This is a genomic window from Chitinophaga sp. 10T418 (genome assembly GCF_056394125.1).
In genome coordinates, this window is the sequence record NZ_JBFTHG010000007.1 from 112,768 (window position 1) to 125,683 (window position 12,916).

Sequence of the window (12,916 nt, forward strand, 5' to 3'; positions counted from 1 at the left end):
TTCTGGCTTTATGCTTGTTGTTTCTCACCTTCCGCGCCTGCTGCTTCTGCGGGTGCCCCTGCCTTGGGTTTAGTCCACTCCAGAATTTCTTCTGCCTTGCGCATACACTCTTCATGCTCTTCTGCCGTAGGCTGTAATTTGGCAAACTTCGCCAGATCGGCAATAGCCAGCAGGCTACGCAGCTTATCTCTTTGCTGATTCAGCTTCGTAACAGGTTTAATATTCTGCAGCAATTCCTCGCTTGTTTGTTCCAGCGCAGCAATGCTGAACTGATGCTCAAAGTAAGTACGCAGAATATCCGTTAACCGGGTATAATATTGTTTAATATCACCTTGCTGCCACAACTTTTCTTCTTTCAGTGCCTTCAGTTCCTGAGCAGCAATTTCGTACGGGGAAACAGTAGGAATATTAATTACCTTTTCTTTCTTAGGTCTTGTACGGAGATACCACCAGATACCTATTGCTACTAATACAATCGTGATCCCGATGGCGATATACAGCCAGTAGTCCCAGATATTCCAGGGCACTGATTGCACCGCTTTGATGGGTTTAAAGGCTTTGGTAGTATCTACAGCCACCGTATTTACATCTATACCTACCGGCAGTGTAACCGCTGAATCGGGATTGGTATTAGCACCAGCGAATACTTCAAACCGCATAGGAGGAATTTCCCAATGGCCGGAGTCGAAACTGGTGAGTGTAAATGTTTGGTGAAGAATGTGCTGATCCTGGTTGACCAGTGTATCCAGAGAAGTACGGGCAACTACCTCAAAATGATCCAGGGAATCCGGTAATACCGGGAACAGTATTTTAAAGTTGGCGTCCTTAAACTGTGCCGGTGTGAGCTTGGCGGTAAGCTGCAGTTTTATCTGCTCACCTATCCTGATACTGTTGGTATCTGCTTTAGCCGTCACGTCTACCGCCTGCTGTGCCAGCAGGCTAAAAGGATATAACAACCCCAGTAAGCAACATAAAAATATACGTCTTATAACTTGTTGTTTATACATGTTCAATTTGCGCTCCATTATAACTTAGGCCCTCTTGAGGAAAAATGTTTGTAATGCTTTCACATAGTCTTCATCTGTGCGTACACTTACCAGTTCGGCACCACTTTTCATAAACGCATTTTTGCAGTATTGTGAATGTTGCAGGAATTGTTGCTCATAATACTGGCGCACCCGGCGGTCGGTAGTATCTATCCATTGGGTAGCACCGGTTTCTGCATCTGCCACCTGTATTAATCCTACTGGTGGTAAATCTTTATCCCGCTGGTCATATACCTGTATTCCTACCACATCATGCCGTTTGGCGGCGATGTTAAGCGCATCCTGATAATTGCCGGAAAGAAAGTCACTCAGCATGAAAACGATGCTGCGTTTCTTTGTAGCATTATTAAAGAAACGCAGGGTTTCCTGTATATTGGTTCCTTTACGTTTAGGCGTAAACGATAGTAGTTCACGGATAATGAACAGGATATGTGATTTACCTTTTTTAGGCGGAATATATTTCTCCATTCCATCACTGAAAAAGATAACACCTACCTTGTCATTATTTTTGATGGCAGAAAAAGCGAGAACGGCGCACAGTTCCGTGATCAGGTCACGTTTATCCTGTTTTTTGGTACCAAAGGAAGAGCTTTCGCTCATATCCACCAGTAACATCACGGTCAACTCTCTTTCTTCTTCAAAAACCTTCACAAAAGGGTGGTTGAATCGTGCTGTTACATTCCAGTCGATAGACCTTACATCATCCCCAAAATGATAATCTCTCACTTCGCTGAATGACATACCACGTCCTTTGAAGGCGCTATGATATTCGCCCGCAAAAATGTGGTTGGTAAGCCCTTTCGTCTTTATTTCTATTTGTCTTACCTTCTTTAATATTTCAGCCGTATCCAACATGAGAAATTACGAATTACAAATTAAGAATTACACTAAAAGCTAACTGCTAACAGCCAATAGCTACTATGGTACTTCTACAGCGTTCAGTATTTCGCTCAGTATGTTTTCGCTGGTTACGTTTTCTGCTTCCGCCTCGTAGGTTAAACCCACACGGTGACGCATTACGTCAAAGCATACATTACGTACATCTTCCGGAATCACATAACCGCGGCGTTTCATGAAAGCATATGCTTTAGCAGCCCAGGCCAGGTTGATGCTGGCTCTCGGGGAGCCTCCGTAAGCGATCAATGGCTTCAGCTTGTTCAGCTTATACTCTTCCGGATTACGGGTAGCAAAAACGATATCGAGAATGTATTTTTCAATCTTCTCATCCATATACACTTCTCTTACCAGCTTACGGGCTTCCATGATATCGGAAGGCTGTATGATAGGGCGGATAGGAGCCATGGCTTCCGGATTCAGGTTTTGACGGATGATCAGTTTTTCCTCTTCTTTGGTAGGGTAGCCGATCACTACTTTCAACATGAAACGATCCACCTGTGCTTCAGGCAGGGTGTAAGTACCTTCCTGTTCGATTGGGTTCTGGGTAGCCAGTACAAGGAAAGGTTCGTCCAGCTTGAAAGTGGTGTCACCGATGGTGATTTGTCTTTCCTGCATGGCTTCCAGCAAGGCGCTCTGCACTTTTGCCGGAGCACGGTTGATTTCATCTGCCAGGATAAAATTGGCGAAGATGGGACCTCTGCGCACCACGAACTCGTTCTTCTGCTGGTTATAGATCATAGTACCTATCACATCCGCAGGTAAAAGGTCAGGCGTAAACTGAATACGGCTGAATTTAGCGTTGATAGCGGATGACAGGGACTTGATAGACAAGGTTTTTGCCAGACCGGGTACGCCTTCCAGCAGTACGTGGCCCTGGGCCAGCAAACCGATGAGCAGTCTCTCCACCATATAACGCTGGCCAACAATTACTTTACCTAACTCCATTGTGAGCAGGTCCACGAAGGCGCTTGCCTGGTGAATCTTCTCATTCAGTTGCCGGATGTCGGACGATGTATTTTCCATGCTAATAATTTTTCAGGTGTGCTAAAATAAACATTCTCTGGTCAAATAAAACTTATCACTATGTGAACAGGCCGTTAAAATGCTGTTAAACTTGCCACTGTGGCTATTTTCGGACACTTAATCATTTAAAGACGCTGCCTAAATTAATAAAGCCCGGCATATTTATATAATATTTTTCCCTATAACGTACATTTGCCGGGACAAGCTTATGGCAAAACACCAACAATTTAAAGCAACAACAATATGGAAGATTTTGAGCAGCGCTGGAAACCGGTAGAAGAAATGCTTACCGAAAGGTTTGGTAAAAAGCCCAATATGGAAGCCATCCTTTTCCTGATCGGCGTAAATGAATTAAACAATCTTAAAAAGAAATATACCAAAGAACAAAAGCAGGATCTGATGCATGTGGCCGTATGTACCCTTCTGAGTCAGAGCGGATACTTTGAAGTAGATGGCTACGATAAAGACGGATGGCCTCATTTTAAAGAATTACAACCCGTTCCTAAAATGGAAATGATGGAACAGGAACACTTCCTGAAAGAGCATATTATTGCTTACTTTGCTGATCACGAAGAAGCATAAAGATATTTTATGAAAAAACTATTACCCCTCAGTGCCCTCCTGTTGTTCCTTGCTTTCTTTGCTGCTGCAAAAGACAGAAGAGTGAAAGTGATTACACCATACGGCACCATGATCATTAAACTGTATGATCAAACCCCGAAACACCGTAATAACTTTGTAAAGCTGGCCAGAAGCCACTTCTACGACAGTACTCTGTTTCACCGGGTGATCAATAATTTTATGATACAGGGCGGAGATCCGGATTCAAAGCATGCCCATCGCGGTGACACGCTCGGAAATGGGGATGTAGGTTATACTATCCCGCCGGAATTTCAACTGGACCTATACCATCGCAAGGGCGCATTGGGTGCTGCCCGGGACGACAGACCTGATAAAGCTTCTTCCGGCTGCCAGTTCTACATTGTGCAGGGTAAAGTATTCACGGATGAACAACTCGATAAACTGGAAAAAACAAGGCTGGGAGGCCGTAAAATACCGGTGGATCAGCGCCGGGTATATAAAACAGAAGGCGGTAGCCCCCATCTGGATCAAAACTATACCGTATTTGGTCAGGTAATTAAGGGCATGGATGTGATAGATAAAATTGCCGCACTGAAAACGGATAGCCATGACAGGCCACTGGAAGATGTGCCCGTGCGGATAAGGGTTATTAAAAAGTGGTGGTTATTTTAAAACGGTAATGACTCCAAATTGCCAAATTCATAATTCTTTCTGTATTTTTACGGCTCAAAATCAAACTTGATATGAATTTTCCGTCAAACCTGCGTTACACAAAGGATCACGAATGGGTTTTATTAGAAGGTAATGTGGCTACCATCGGTATAACTGAATTTGCACAGCGCGAATTAGGCGATATAGTTTTCGTTGATATCAACTCATTGGGTAAACCAGTAGGCGCTGAAGAAGTGTTTGGTACAGTAGAAGCAGTGAAAACAGTATCTGACCTCTTTATGCCTGTTGCGGGCACCGTTAGTGAAGTTAATCCGGAACTGGATGGCTCCCCTGAACTGGTAAACCAGGATCCATACGGCGAAGGCTGGATGGTGAAAGTTACCGTTAACAACCCGGCTGATGTAGAAGCCCTGCTGGATGCTGCAGCATACCAGGCACTGGTAGGTGAATAATTGCACCATAACATCTTTAATATAGAAAAGGACAACAGGCTACGTTATTCTACGATAAGCCTGTTGTCCTTTTTACTAATAGTCGGAAACCGGATAACAATAATTTAATAAGAAGATGAAAGCTCTGAGATATTTTGCGCCAGCCATTCTATGGATCATCCTGATCCTTGTTGTGTGTACCCTACCGGGAAACGATATTCCCTCCAACTCATTCCTGGATAAAATACATTTCGATAAGTTTGTTCATTTTGGCCTGTTTGGAGGCATTGTATTATTTCTGAGCCTGGGCATTTATAAGCAAAAGAAATATATTTCCCCGCTTACACTGGTATTACTGGTAATTGTTGCTGCCGGTTATGGACTTGCTATTGAATTTATTCAGAAATACTGGGCCATTGGAAGAAGCTTCGATATGTATGATGTGGTGGCCGATACTCTTGGCGCTATTGCAGGTGTGTGGGTATTTAAAATTGTCAGATACTTGTTCTTCACGGATAAGAAATAAAATTCCCCCCTGTAAACAGGGGGGAATCTATATCTGCTTATGAGAAATAAGTGTTCTTAATATTTTAATTACTGTTGACCAGCCTCTTTCTTCGCGTCATTTTTCATTTTGTCATTTGCAAAGATAGAGAACTCACAACGGCGGTTTATAGCGCGGTTAGCGTCAGAATCGTTTGGTACTTTAGGCTGTGACTTACCATACCAGAAACCCTGGATACGGCTACCAGCAATACCCTGAGCCTGCAGGAATGCCATCACCGCTTTAGTTCTTCTTTCAGATAAACTCATATTATATTCATCTGTACCCTTATCGTCCGTATGACCTTCCACACGCACATAAGTATCAGGGTATTTATTTAAAACAACAGCCAGTTGTTTAATGTTTTCCTGTGCTACAGCTGACAAGTTTGATTTAYCAAAACCAAATAATACACCTGCATCAAAAGTTACATTGATACCTTCACCTACACGTTCTACAGTAGCATTCGGTACTTCCGTTTTTATTTCCTGTGCCTGTTTATCCATTTTTTTACCRATCAAAGCACCACCAGCACCACCTACAACAGCACCAATGATGGCACCCAGGGCAGTATTACCGGCAACTTTACCTATTATAGCACCTGCGGCAGCTCCGCCACCTACACCTATAGCAGCACCCTTTTTAGTATTGTCCGCGCTCTGCCAGGTTTTACAACTGAACAACATGGTTACAGACAAAACCAAAGCTACCAGAACATTGAAATTTTTCATCATAATAATTTTAGACATGAAGGTTTTTAAGCATTAATTCCGTTGACAAAACTAATTGAAAAACTTGTAATCAAATATGCTGCCAACTTGATTTAATATTCACAACTTATTGATTAATAAAAATAAACAGAAACCAAAAAAATGATAAGTCTTTAACACATGGCAACAATATCTTATACCGTTGAAACGACTATGAGTAATAAACAACTGCACCTGTGAAAAAGATTAACCCAGCAGATTTTTTAGCATTCCACCAATACCACCACCAGTATTTGCCTGTTGCTGTTGCTGTGCGCCATTGGATAACAGACTCTTTAAATCTTCCAGATCTACATGTCCATCACCATTTTTATCCAGGCCTCCGGACAACTTGCCCAGTATGCTTTGCAGATTGATGCCCTGTGCGGAGCCACCAGTGAGTGAATTAAGGATACCATCCAGGCTGAAACTACCATTGGCTGGATCGCTGGTTTTATTAGCCAGAGAACCCAATACAGTTGGGATCAAGGTAGCCGCCAGCTGTGTAGCTGCTCCTTTATCAATGTTGAATTTCTCCAACAGAGTACCCACCAGGTTATTGGAGATATTGCTCACTACCGGGTTACTGGCAGATGCAGCACTATTACCGCCCAATAAAGAAAGTACACCTTCTGTATTGCCGCTGGCCAGCTCCTGCTGCAAACCGGATGCAATAGATTCTGTAGCTGCGCCAATAACAGCTTCATTTTGTTCATTAGGAATGGCAGGGTTGTTAACCACAGCACCCTGTGCATGTTCCCGAACGAGGTCCATTAATTGCTCTAACATTTGGAGATGATTTTTAGGGGAAGAAAAGGTTTTCGCTTTTAGTGCAGCAGCCCCATTCACACAAGACCGCTAACTAAATGTAGGATATTTTGGGAAATTACGGAGTCGTTGCGGAAAGATAACAGAGAATACATATCCCACGCATCTTTCCACAACACCCAGTCTTGACGAGACTAGCTTCCTTGTTTCAGTTTCTCCGCATTTTCAGCAAAAGAAAGGGCATCAATCATATCTTTGATTTCACCATTCATAAAGGCATCCATATTATATACAGTCATACCGATACGGTGATCTGTAACACGTCCCTGTGGATAGTTGTAGGTACGTATTTTAGCAGACCGGTCACCGGTAGATACCAGACTCTTACGTTTGGAGGCAATTGCATCTTCATGTTTACGTACTGCTGCTTCATAGATACGGGTACGTAACATTTTCATCGCAATTTCACGGTTGGAGTGCTGGCTACGGCCTTCCTGGCACTCTACTACCACGCCGGTAGGAATATGGGTAAGCCTTACTGCGGATTCCGTTTTATTTACGTGCTGACCACCCGCACCAGAGGAGCGGAAAGTATCCATCTTAATATCTGCTTCACGTACATCCACATCCACTTCTTCTGCTTCCGGTAATACCGCTACTGTAGCAGCAGAGGTATGCACACGGCCGGAGGCTTCCGTGGCCGGAACACGCTGTACACGATGTACACCTGATTCAAATTTCAGGGTGCCATATACATCATCCCCATTTACTTCCAGTACAATTTCCTTGTAACCACCAGCAGAACCAGGGTTTTCACTCAGTAAACTGGTAGACCAACCCTTGAGTTCACAGAAACGGAGATACATACGGAACAAGTCACCCGCAAAAAGACTGGCCTCATCACCACCGGTACCGGCTCGGATTTCAAGAATAGCATTCTTTTCATCCTGGGGATCTTTGGGTATCAGCAGGTTACGGATATCCTCTTCCAGAACAGTCTTCTGTTCCTGCAATTCTTCCGTTTCTGCCTTTGCCAGTTCGCGCATTTCATCGTCACCACTGTCCAGCACTTCCTTGTTGAATGCAATATTGTCCAGTAATTTACGGTAGGCGTCATATGCCTTCACAATCTTTTCCAACTGCCGGTATTCCTTGCTCAGCTGACCAAATTTCTTGTTATCACTAACAACAGCCGGGTTGGTGAGCGCCATTGATACCTGCTCGAAACGACCTTTTATAGCTTCCAGTTTGTCTATCATAATTATATTTGACTTTTGAGTATCCTTTCCCAACCGGAAAAAGATACTGCCAATCGGGTTGCAAAATTAACACCATTAACTTAATTAAACAGCAGGTAATTGAAACAGATCAAATTAAAGGGAAAAGATATATTTAACGGTACCCGGCTGCTGGGCCCCGGCAAAGTACTCATTCTTCAGGAAGATGGTGTAGTGGCGGGCATTGTAGCCGAATCAGAAGCAGGGGATTCTGTACAGGAACTGGATGGAGTTTTGTGCCCGGGATTTATAAACACACATTGCCACCTGGAATTATCGCATATGAAAGGGGTAATACCGGAAAAAACCGGGCTACCTGCCTTCCTTACCCAGGTCATGCAATCCAGGAATAATAATACCGGCGACTATAACGCTATCATTGATCAGGCAGAGCAGGCTATGTGGGAGGCCGGTATTTCAGCCGTTGGCGACATCTGCAATGGTACTGCCACCCTGGTTAAAAAGCAGCAGGGCAGAATGTATTACCACTCCTTTGTGGAGTGCATGGGCGTAGCAGATGCCGGCGCCAATAGCCGCTACCAATACAGCCTGGATGTATTGGCAGCTTTTCGGGAAATCAACAGTTCCCGACATCAGTGCTCCATTGTACCACATGCACCCTATTCCGTGAGCCAAACCCTGTTTGAATTGTTGGCCAGCACCCCCGCTAACACGCCTGTGTGTATTCATAACCAGGAAACTGCAGCAGAAAATGAATTGTTTCAACAGAAAACCGGGGACTTTCTAAATTTTTACCGTCAGTTTGGGATGGACGTCAGCGGCTTCCAACCTACTGGTACCAATAGCCTGGAAGCTTATCTGCCCAACTTCTCCCAAAATAAAATACTATTGGTGCACAATACCTTTACTACGGAGCAGGATGTACGGTTTGCACAGCAACAGCTCCTGGAAACCTGGTGGTGCCTTTGTCCACAGGCCAACCTGTACATAGAAAACCGTTTACCTGATATTCCGCTGTTCCGGCAGCTGCAATGTAATATTACCCTTGGAACCGACAGCCTGGCTTCTAACCACTCCTTGTCTGTTTGGGAAGAAATAAAAACCATCCGGCAGCATTTTCCGGAAATTCCGTTGGCAGAAATACTGCAATGGGCTACTTTTAACGGCGCAAAGGCCCTGGGCATACAGGATACCTATGGCAGTTTTAACACCGGCAGCCAGCCAGGTGTAATATTGATTAACCAGGAAAGCAGGAGAATAATTTAGCTGTAACTTATGAATGAATTTTTGAACAAGGTCTTTTTAGACAACCCCGTGCAGGATTACCTGATATTGATTGGCGTATTATTATTTGTGCTGATCGTGAAGCGCTATGTATCCAAAGGACTGGCGGCCATTCTGTTCCGGTTGGTAAGACACTGGTCTCCGCAAATCGAAGAAAAGGATTTTGTAAACCTGCTGCTGCGGCCGCTGGAGTACTTCCTGTTGCTGACCACCTTCATGCTGACTATCGACAGGTTCACCTTTCCACGTCTCCTGAACGTACATGTATACGGCAAAGCCACACTGCAAAACGTAACTGATACCTTGCTGGAGCTGGCCCTGAGCATGAGCATTATCTGGATTGTGTTGCGGCTGATTGATTTCATTTCCCTGGTACTGGAAAAGAAAGCGGATCTGACAGAAGATAAAACCGATAATCAATTCATTATTTTCTTCCGGGATTTTTTCAAGGCCATTGTGTTTATCATGGGGGCTATTGCCTTTATCCGCATCCTCTTTGGCCCGGGGCTGGTAGAAAAAATCATTGCCGGTCTGGGGATAGGTGCGGCAGCCCTTGCACTCGCTGCCAAAGAAAGTATTGAAAACCTGATAGGCTCTTTCATTATCTTTTTCGACAAACCATTCCGTGTAGGCGACAGCGTTAAAGTGGATTCCTACCAGGGAGCAGTAGAAAAGATAGGCTTACGCAGTACACGTATCCGTACACTGGAGAAAACATTTGTGACCGTTCCCAATAAAAAAATGGTGGACAGTATTCTCGACAATCTCTCTTTGCGCACACAACAACGTGTGGCTTTAAAGCTCGAACTGGGGACAGATACCCCGGCCGATGCGTTGTTGGGATTTTTACAGGATGTAAGACAGTCGCTGAAAAGCAATGCTAATGTACTGGAAAACTTTACCGTGAATCTGAATGATTTTACGAAAGATACTTACGTTATCCAGATCGTTTTTAATACCTATATCATTGACGGCGCCCAGTATGCGGCGTTAAGGGAAACAGTGAATCTGACAGTGATAAAGCTGTTGGAAGCAAGAGACATTAAATTGCCGACTACCTCTACCAATGTAACGGTAACGGATCAACGACCGTAATTTCCACAGGCTACTGATAAAAAAAAACAGCGAAGATCAAAGCAGGTATATGCTTTGATCTTCGCTGTTTTTTTATCCTTGGCAGAAGTAAAATCGGGTGGAAAACATCCGCATTTACTCCTTATCCTTCTCTTTTTCCTTGGCCTTCTGGCTGCTGCTCAGCAAAATGCGGGACAGGTCAGCTTCTACAGATTCTTTTGGAGAGCCTGTAATACGGCCTTCTTCTTTACCATCTTTGAGAACGATAATAGTAGGCAATTTCTTCACTTTATAGTCAACAGGAGAATCTGTCTGTAATTTCTGATCGGCAGCAAACATCAGGATTTGATCTTCCGGGCTGCCACCGGTGATCATAATTTTATAGAGGGCAGGCACTACCTCACGACTTGTTTCGTCCCAGGTGCCCATTACCACTACCAAATTGAAGTTGGAGCGGTTTGTTTTAATATAATTGAGCATATTGTCATTGGGCTGATAGCTGTTTACACCCTTGTAGAACCACGTTGTGGAGGTATCATTCATCAGTGTTTTCATATCTATCTTGCCCTTCAATACCTTTCCATTCTGTGCCCAGGCCAGGGAAGAGAATAACAGGCCGCCACCCAATAGTAATGTTTTCAATCGCATAATGATGTTTTTATAATTGATCTTTCAGTTCCGTTAAGAAACCCCGTACCTTTAGCAAAGCCTGTACCATTTCAAAATTCCGGGCAGCCAGCTTGTGATCTTCTTTCAGCTTTTGCTTGGCACCTTCTATGGTATATTTTCTTTCGCGTAGTAAATGATAAATTAATTTGAGGTGTTGAATGTCCTCCTGCCGGAAAAGTCGATCGCCCTTTCGGTTCTTCTTGGGTTGCAGTATATCAAACTCATTTTCCCAATAGCGGATGAGCGAAGTATTCACCTTAAACATGGCTGCAACCTCACTGATCGAATAATACTGCTTATCTAGTACCAATTTATCCAATTCCATAATCAGATCCGGGTCCTCCGATAACTCTTTCAATGATTTACGTCCCCGCTTTTTCCCAGGTATGGTGGGTGCTACGGCAGCTTTTTTGCTGCTTGCCTTTACTTTTACTTTAGCTGGCACAGTTACCGCAGCTTCAGCAGGATGCGGTATTCCAGGTGTCGAAAAAAGGTCTAGCTGGTGCATCGTAGTAAAAAACGAGGTGACAAATATCTTTTACGAAGATGAAGTTAAGCTTTTCGCCTTTAGCTTTCCTTTTTTAGATCCCAGAATTTTTAGTTCCGTGCAATTAGTCAGGACATATAACTTACTAAAAGCTAAGGACTAATGGCTCCTGTTTAGTCAAACGACTGGTTTCCTGACCTGGCCATTTTTAACATACGGTCAAACTGTTCCGGGGTGAGATCGTTAAAGAAGAAGTAGACCGGATCTACCTTTTCACCGTTTTTCATCACCTCATAGTGGCAATGCGGGCCGGTAGATTTACCTGTGCTGCCTACCCATCCCAGTACGTCCCCACGTTTAACCACCTGGCCAGCCTTCACTTTCATACGCAGCATGTGGCCATATAACGTTTTATAACCATATCCATGCCGGATGACCACATGATTACCATAGCCCACATCACTGAGACTGGCTTCTTCTACCACACCATCGCCGGTAGAATAGATAGGTGTACCGCTGGGGGCAGCAAAATCGAGCCCCGCATGATATTTCATGGTTTTATAGATTGGATCTATACGATATCCAAAACCGGAGGCAATATGTTTAAGATCTTTATTAGATACAGGTTGTATGGCAGGGATAGACGCCAGCATCTGCTGTTTGTTCTTCACCATCTTATCAATTTCATCATAAGAGGCTTCCTGTGCTTTTACCCGGTTATTCAGTTCTTTAAGTAAAACGGAGGTGGACGCAATGATTTCACTGCTGGCAAAAGATTGCAGCTGAGCAGCTTCTTCATCCCGCTTTACTTTACCCAGGCGGGTACTGTCGGGAATGGGAGAGGCCTCAAAGATAACCCGGTAAATTTCATTGTCACGGTCTTCCAGCTCCGCCAGCTTCCCTTTCACTTCCTTCATACGGCCCTGCAATGCATCGTACCTTTCCTTCATTCCTTCCAGGTCACGGCGGAGTGACTTCTCTTTAGGAGAGTCAACCAGGCGATAAGCCACGGACAGAAAGATAGCCCCGGTAACGATTGCCGCAGACACAAACCCCAGTATTCGGAGGATCTTAACCCGCAGAGATACTACGAGTTTCTCGTATTTTAATGTTTGGGTGTTGTAAAAATATTTAACCTTCTTCATGCACCAGGGTATACTTTATGCGCCATAGTGCAGTGAACGCTATGACAGCCGATTTATTTCACGAGGTACAAACTTATGGATGCTATAGTTGGCTTTTCTTTTCCCATTGAACTATTTTTGCCGGGTTACACAACCTGTTTTGCATAATCATACCAGTTTCGATATTTTTGCACTCCCTTTAACACGGCGGGAAAATAAGGCGCACAAACCTACTGTAATTAGATTAAAACATCAACCTTTTGAATGTCAATTTTCTAACTACTTTATAAGGGCTTGAAACACAGTTGCAAGTCCAAAGCAGGATGAA

Annotated in this window: 15 protein-coding genes; 6 read left to right on the forward strand and 9 right to left on the reverse strand. The window is 44.0% G+C overall.

From position 1 onward, the window contains the following. Nucleotides 1-8: 8 nt before the first annotated feature. The 3 genes from AC1DCV_RS21325 to AC1DCV_RS21335 all read right to left on the reverse strand — a co-directional run bounded on the left by AC1DCV_RS21325 (nucleotide 9) and on the right by AC1DCV_RS21335 (nucleotide 2,966). Nucleotides 9-1,007: a hypothetical protein gene (locus tag AC1DCV_RS21325; RefSeq protein ID WP_477025062.1), complete on the reverse strand. Its 999-nt coding sequence runs from the start codon at nucleotides 1,005-1,007 to the stop codon at nucleotides 9-11. Between the two features lie 24 nt (nucleotides 1,008-1,031). Next, a complete protein-coding gene (locus AC1DCV_RS21330) occupies nucleotides 1,032-1,901 on the reverse strand; it encodes a DUF58 domain-containing protein (RefSeq protein ID WP_477025063.1) in 870 nt (289 codons plus the stop codon). A gap of 63 nt (nucleotides 1,902-1,964) precedes the next feature. Further along, nucleotides 1,965-2,966 carry an AAA family ATPase gene (locus AC1DCV_RS21335; protein WP_133806907.1) on the reverse strand — a complete coding sequence of 334 codons (1,002 nt, stop codon included), beginning with the start codon at nucleotides 2,964-2,966 and terminating at the stop codon, nucleotides 1,965-1,967. 243 nt (nucleotides 2,967-3,209) lie between these two features. On the opposite strand from AC1DCV_RS21335, the gene AC1DCV_RS21340 reads away from it, so the two are divergent. From AC1DCV_RS21340 to AC1DCV_RS21355, 4 genes are all read left to right on the forward strand, one after another. Then, entirely contained in the window at nucleotides 3,210-3,548 is a 339-nt protein-coding gene (locus AC1DCV_RS21340) for a hypothetical protein (RefSeq protein WP_441573078.1), read from the forward strand. A 9-nt stretch (nucleotides 3,549-3,557) separates the two neighbouring features. Then, nucleotides 3,558-4,220: a peptidylprolyl isomerase gene (locus AC1DCV_RS21345; protein ID WP_477025064.1), complete on the forward strand. Its 663-nt coding sequence runs from the start codon at nucleotides 3,558-3,560 to the stop codon at nucleotides 4,218-4,220. A 71-nt stretch (nucleotides 4,221-4,291) separates the two neighbouring features. Beyond that, nucleotides 4,292-4,672, forward strand: a complete 381-nt coding sequence (gene gcvH / locus AC1DCV_RS21350; RefSeq protein WP_477025065.1) for a glycine cleavage system protein GcvH — start codon at nucleotides 4,292-4,294, stop codon at nucleotides 4,670-4,672. Nucleotides 4,673-4,787: 115 nt separating this feature from the next. Then, the gene (locus AC1DCV_RS21355) at nucleotides 4,788-5,177 is read left to right on the forward strand and encodes a VanZ family protein (protein ID WP_477025066.1); all 390 of its coding nucleotides are present in this window, start codon (nucleotides 4,788-4,790) and stop codon (nucleotides 5,175-5,177) included. A gap of 68 nt (nucleotides 5,178-5,245) precedes the next feature. Here the strand turns inward: AC1DCV_RS21355 and AC1DCV_RS21360 are convergent, their stop codons facing one another. The 3 genes from AC1DCV_RS21360 to prfA form a co-directional block, all read right to left on the reverse strand. Continuing rightward, nucleotides 5,246-5,926 carry a YiaD family glycine zipper/OmpA-like lipoprotein gene (locus tag AC1DCV_RS21360; protein WP_477025285.1) on the reverse strand — a complete coding sequence of 227 codons (681 nt, stop codon included), beginning with the start codon at nucleotides 5,924-5,926 and terminating at the stop codon, nucleotides 5,246-5,248. Between the two features lie 225 nt (nucleotides 5,927-6,151). Beyond that, entirely contained in the window at nucleotides 6,152-6,733 is a 582-nt protein-coding gene (locus AC1DCV_RS21365) for a hypothetical protein (protein ID WP_477025067.1), read from the reverse strand. 173 nt (nucleotides 6,734-6,906) lie between these two features. Continuing rightward, nucleotides 6,907-7,971, reverse strand: a complete 1,065-nt coding sequence (gene prfA, locus AC1DCV_RS21370) for a peptide chain release factor 1 (RefSeq protein WP_477025068.1) — start codon at nucleotides 7,969-7,971, stop codon at nucleotides 6,907-6,909. A 99-nt stretch (nucleotides 7,972-8,070) separates the two neighbouring features. Between prfA and AC1DCV_RS21375 the strand changes: the two genes are divergently transcribed. Both AC1DCV_RS21375 and AC1DCV_RS21380 read left to right on the forward strand, forming a co-directional pair. Next, on the forward strand, nucleotides 8,071-9,216 hold the full coding sequence (locus AC1DCV_RS21375; RefSeq protein ID WP_477025069.1) for an amidohydrolase family protein: 1,146 nt from the start codon (nucleotides 8,071-8,073) through the stop codon (nucleotides 9,214-9,216). 9 nt (nucleotides 9,217-9,225) lie between these two features. After that, nucleotides 9,226-10,329 (forward strand): mechanosensitive ion channel family protein, encoded by a 1,104-nt coding sequence (locus AC1DCV_RS21380; RefSeq protein ID WP_477025070.1) that lies wholly within the window; start codon nucleotides 9,226-9,228, stop codon nucleotides 10,327-10,329. A 114-nt stretch (nucleotides 10,330-10,443) separates the two neighbouring features. Here AC1DCV_RS21380 and AC1DCV_RS21385 read toward each other — a convergent pair whose 3' ends face one another. The 3 genes from AC1DCV_RS21385 to AC1DCV_RS21395 form a co-directional block, all read right to left on the reverse strand. After that, entirely contained in the window at nucleotides 10,444-10,956 is a 513-nt protein-coding gene (locus AC1DCV_RS21385) for a hypothetical protein (protein ID WP_441573069.1), read from the reverse strand. A 10-nt stretch (nucleotides 10,957-10,966) separates the two neighbouring features. After that, a complete protein-coding gene (locus AC1DCV_RS21390; protein WP_441573068.1) occupies nucleotides 10,967-11,485 on the reverse strand; it encodes a MerR family transcriptional regulator in 519 nt (172 codons plus the stop codon). A 152-nt stretch (nucleotides 11,486-11,637) separates the two neighbouring features. Continuing rightward, on the reverse strand, nucleotides 11,638-12,609 hold the full coding sequence (locus AC1DCV_RS21395; protein WP_441573067.1) for a M23 family metallopeptidase: 972 nt from the start codon (nucleotides 12,607-12,609) through the stop codon (nucleotides 11,638-11,640). Between the last annotated feature and the right edge of the window lie 307 nt (nucleotides 12,610-12,916).

Bases quoted from the DNA above. Each gene is read 5' to 3' on its own strand.
- AC1DCV_RS21325 (WP_477025062.1), bottom strand. From the start codon at position 1,007: ATGTATAAACAACAAGTTATAAGACGTATATTTTTATGTTGCTTACTG.
- AC1DCV_RS21330 (WP_477025063.1), bottom strand. From the start codon at position 1,901: ATGTTGGATACGGCTGAAATATTAAAGAAGGTAAGACAAATAGAAATA.
- AC1DCV_RS21335 (WP_133806907.1), bottom strand. From the start codon at position 2,966: ATGGAAAATACATCGTCCGACATCCGGCAACTGAATGAGAAGATTCAC.
- AC1DCV_RS21340 (WP_441573078.1), top strand. From the start codon at position 3,210: ATGGAAGATTTTGAGCAGCGCTGGAAACCGGTAGAAGAAATGCTTACC.
- AC1DCV_RS21345 (WP_477025064.1), top strand. From the start codon at position 3,558: ATGAAAAAACTATTACCCCTCAGTGCCCTCCTGTTGTTCCTTGCTTTC.
- gcvH (WP_477025065.1), top strand. From the start codon at position 4,292: ATGAATTTTCCGTCAAACCTGCGTTACACAAAGGATCACGAATGGGTT.
- AC1DCV_RS21355 (WP_477025066.1), top strand. From the start codon at position 4,788: ATGAAAGCTCTGAGATATTTTGCGCCAGCCATTCTATGGATCATCCTG.
- AC1DCV_RS21365 (WP_477025067.1), bottom strand. From the start codon at position 6,733: ATGTTAGAGCAATTAATGGACCTCGTTCGGGAACATGCACAGGGTGCT.
- prfA (WP_477025068.1), bottom strand. From the start codon at position 7,971: ATGATAGACAAACTGGAAGCTATAAAAGGTCGTTTCGAGCAGGTATCA.
- AC1DCV_RS21380 (WP_477025070.1), top strand. From the start codon at position 9,226: ATGAATGAATTTTTGAACAAGGTCTTTTTAGACAACCCCGTGCAGGAT.
- AC1DCV_RS21385 (WP_441573069.1), bottom strand. From the start codon at position 10,956: ATGCGATTGAAAACATTACTATTGGGTGGCGGCCTGTTATTCTCTTCC.
- AC1DCV_RS21390 (WP_441573068.1), bottom strand. From the start codon at position 11,485: ATGCACCAGCTAGACCTTTTTTCGACACCTGGAATACCGCATCCTGCT.
- AC1DCV_RS21395 (WP_441573067.1), bottom strand. From the start codon at position 12,609: ATGAAGAAGGTTAAATATTTTTACAACACCCAAACATTAAAATACGAG.